Annotated in this window: 2 protein-coding genes; one reads left to right on the top strand and one right to left on the bottom strand. The window is 29.2% G+C overall.

Going from position 1 to position 3,164, the window contains the following annotated elements:
* Window positions 1-2,201 (top strand): hypothetical protein (locus RR430_RS09215; protein ID WP_332509031.1); only part of this gene is annotated, 2,201 nt, incomplete at its 5' end.
* Window positions 2,202-2,243: 42 nt separating this feature from the next.
* Here RR430_RS09215 and RR430_RS09210 read toward each other — a convergent pair.
* A complete protein-coding gene (locus RR430_RS09210; RefSeq protein ID WP_332509028.1) occupies window positions 2,244-2,969 on the bottom strand; it encodes a LytR/AlgR family response regulator transcription factor in 726 nt (241 codons plus the stop codon).
* Window positions 2,970-3,164: the final 195 nt, after the last annotated feature.

The raw sequence follows: 3,164 nt of genomic DNA, 5'->3' as shown, positions 1-3,164 counted from the left end.
TATATCGTGTAGTTAAAAAAGATAAAACAGTACTTACATTGTTTTATAGCGAAAATTCAGTGATAACTGATGGCTTAGCATATGATCAAAATAGTAATTCATATGATCAATCAGATCTAGCGAGCTGGTTAAATAATAGTTTTAAAAATACTTATTTATCTGAAATTGAAAGAGCATCATTAATTAATGAAAAAATTACTTTGCCTACAAATGAGCAAATTGTAGATAACGGTGATTGGAAGTATACCGATGTAGCAAGAGAAGGCAAAGGGACTTGGTGGCTTTCAAGCTCGGGTAGTAGTGAACAAGAAGCGAAAGCAGTAAATAATGATGGTTCAATCATTGACCTTGGTATAACAAATAATTATGGTGTTCGTCCGGTTATTGAGTTAAACTTAGCATCAATTCTATATATCACACCAACAGACATTGGAAAACAATCAAATGGAGTTGGAGAAAATGCATTAAAGATGATTCCGGAGTTAACTGATGAAGCAGCAACTACTACAAATTACAAACTAACACTTATTGATTCAAGTAAGCAATTTAAAATCAAAGAAGCAAATACGAGTATGAGTGTGGGAGCATTAGAAACAATCACAGTGAACTATACAGGAGTAGATGTAACAAAGGATACGTATATATCTGCGATGATTAGTAATAATAAAGGTGAAGACATTTATTATGGAAATCTAATGGCAGCAAATCAAGAGTCTGGTGAATTGAAAATCAAAATACCATCAGGGTTAGATGGTAATTATGTTTTGAAAGTATTCACAGAAACAATTAATGATGAAGGGGCAACAGATTCAGCAAGTAAATTTGAATCGATTCCTTTGAAAATAGCAAATCTTTTAAAGGGAGATGTAACTCTTGAAGGCAAGTATCAGTATGGAGAAGTAATTAAAGCATCTGTTAGTGACAGTAATGCCTTTGGTGATTTTACATATACTTGGTATCTTGATAACGTAAAAATTGAAGACTATGATGATGCAACATATACACCAGTAAAGAAAGATATTGGAAAGAACATAAAATGTGAAGTTACTGATAAAGGTGATGGTACAAATAAACGAAATGAAAAAATAACAAGTGCTGTTAAGGAAATTGGTAAAAAGGATTTAATTGTAAAGGTAAAGGATAAATCGATTTATTTGGGTAGTCCGTTACCAGATATCAATATTGAGTATATAGGATATGTTGGAACAGACTTTGAAGACTTAAATAGTGAAAGTTCTCCATTCTTTAAGACTGAAGCTAGCTACGTATATCCAGAAAGTATTACAGCTGAATCAGAAGGCTTATTTAAACTTGAAATACTTAATGAAAATATAGGTGAGTTAAATCAAGACCCAGCAAAATATTACAATTTGATTAAAGAATTTGGTTATTTAAAAATTACAGCTAAACCAAATTATGTAGTAGGTTCATATTGGGAAGAGTATGTAGAAGAAACAACAAAAGTAAATACGCAAAGAAATAGAATTAAAACAAGTGAAGATCATCCTGTTGAAAATTCTCAAACAGTATTTTATGGAAAAGGTAAAGTATCTATAATTTTTGAAGAAAATAGTGAACAAAATTTATCGCTTCCAAGTTTATACAATTTATTAAATTCTGTATTAACAAGCGAGCAATTAGATCAAGTATTTAAAGGTGCATCTCTAGCGATAAGAATAACCGCAAAAGAAAAAGAGATAGAATTAACACCAGAGGAACAAGAAATAATTAACAATTCTAACATTGATGGTAATACACTTAAAACAGAGAAAATCTTTGATATTAGCATAGAAGTTAGTTTTAACAATGAAGAATGGATTCAAATTACAGAGTTTAATGATGAACTATTGTTAATGCTCAAGATAGATGAAAGCTTATTGGATTTAACTAATAAGTGGTATTTAATACATTTACATGAAGGCGAATCAATGATACTAAGAGATATCGATGATGACCCACTAACAATAACTGTAAAAACTAATAAAAATTCAATTTATGCATTGGCTTATGAAGATGGTGGAAAAATATCAGAAATAGAATCTGATCAAGTAACAAAACCTGAAATCACAGAAAGTTCTTGCAAGGTGTGTCACATGTGTAGTACGCCATTTGGAATATGTTTGTTTGTACTAAGTGGAGGTGCAGTTTTAATTTTGTTGGGTGTATTATTTGTAATAATGAAAACTAAATCAAAAGAATAAAAATAAGCAAAGTCAATTTGACTTTGCTTTTACATTTATGAATTATTTATTGAAACGGTAAGAAAAATAAAGATCAGAAATATCTCGATAAGTACGTTTAGCAATAGGAACAGAGTGGCGTTCACATAAGCTAATTTCAGATGTTTGAATTGTTTCTACATATTCTAAATTGATAATATAACCTTTGTAGGGTGATATAAATTGATTTGGACAATTTTCATTAAGCATACTGACAATATTTGTTAGAGAATCTCTTGCAAAAATATGGCGATTACCTTTCATGTAAATTTTCTGTTCATGATTAAAGTTTTCGATATAGATAATGTCATCCATGTTAACTGTATTTAAACCACCACCAACAATCTTCAATGTAAATGTATGGATTCTTTTCTTATTTATTATAGATAATAAGCGATCAATTGCTTCATTAAATTTTTCTTGTGTGAATGGTTTGGTTAAATAATGAACAGCATTGACTTCAAAAGCGTCAATTGCATAATCACAACTGTTTGATAAAAATACTATTTTTGTGTTAATTTGTTTAGCTTGTAATTCTTTTGCTAAATCAAGACCACTAAATTCAGGCATACAAATATCAAGTAAGAGAATGTCAAAATTATTATTATCAAATTCTTTTAAAAGTAATTGGGCAGAGTTAAAATGAGAAATTTTGTATTCTAACTTGTTAAAATCGAAATATTTCACTGCAGAATTATGAATAATTTGCATTTCATTTAGTTGATCATCACAAATAGCTATCTTATACATTCCATCACCTCTCAATACTATTATATTATTATATCAAAAATAATTAGTTAAAATAGGTTCTTTGGTTACATTGATAAGTAATGAAGTGTAGCGTAATATGTTAAGTGACTAGAGTGTTAAGCTAAAAAAGCATTTTTTTATAATAATCTACGGCTAAAAAAGTATCTGTTGACAGATATAGTGCTCGTAAGTATA

Origin of the sequence: Anaerorhabdus sp. (genome assembly GCF_036641015.1) — a bacterium.
GTDB lineage: Bacteria > Bacillota_I > Bacilli_A > Erysipelotrichales > Erysipelotrichaceae > Anaerorhabdus.
This window is presented reverse-complemented; position numbering and strand designations above follow the sequence as displayed.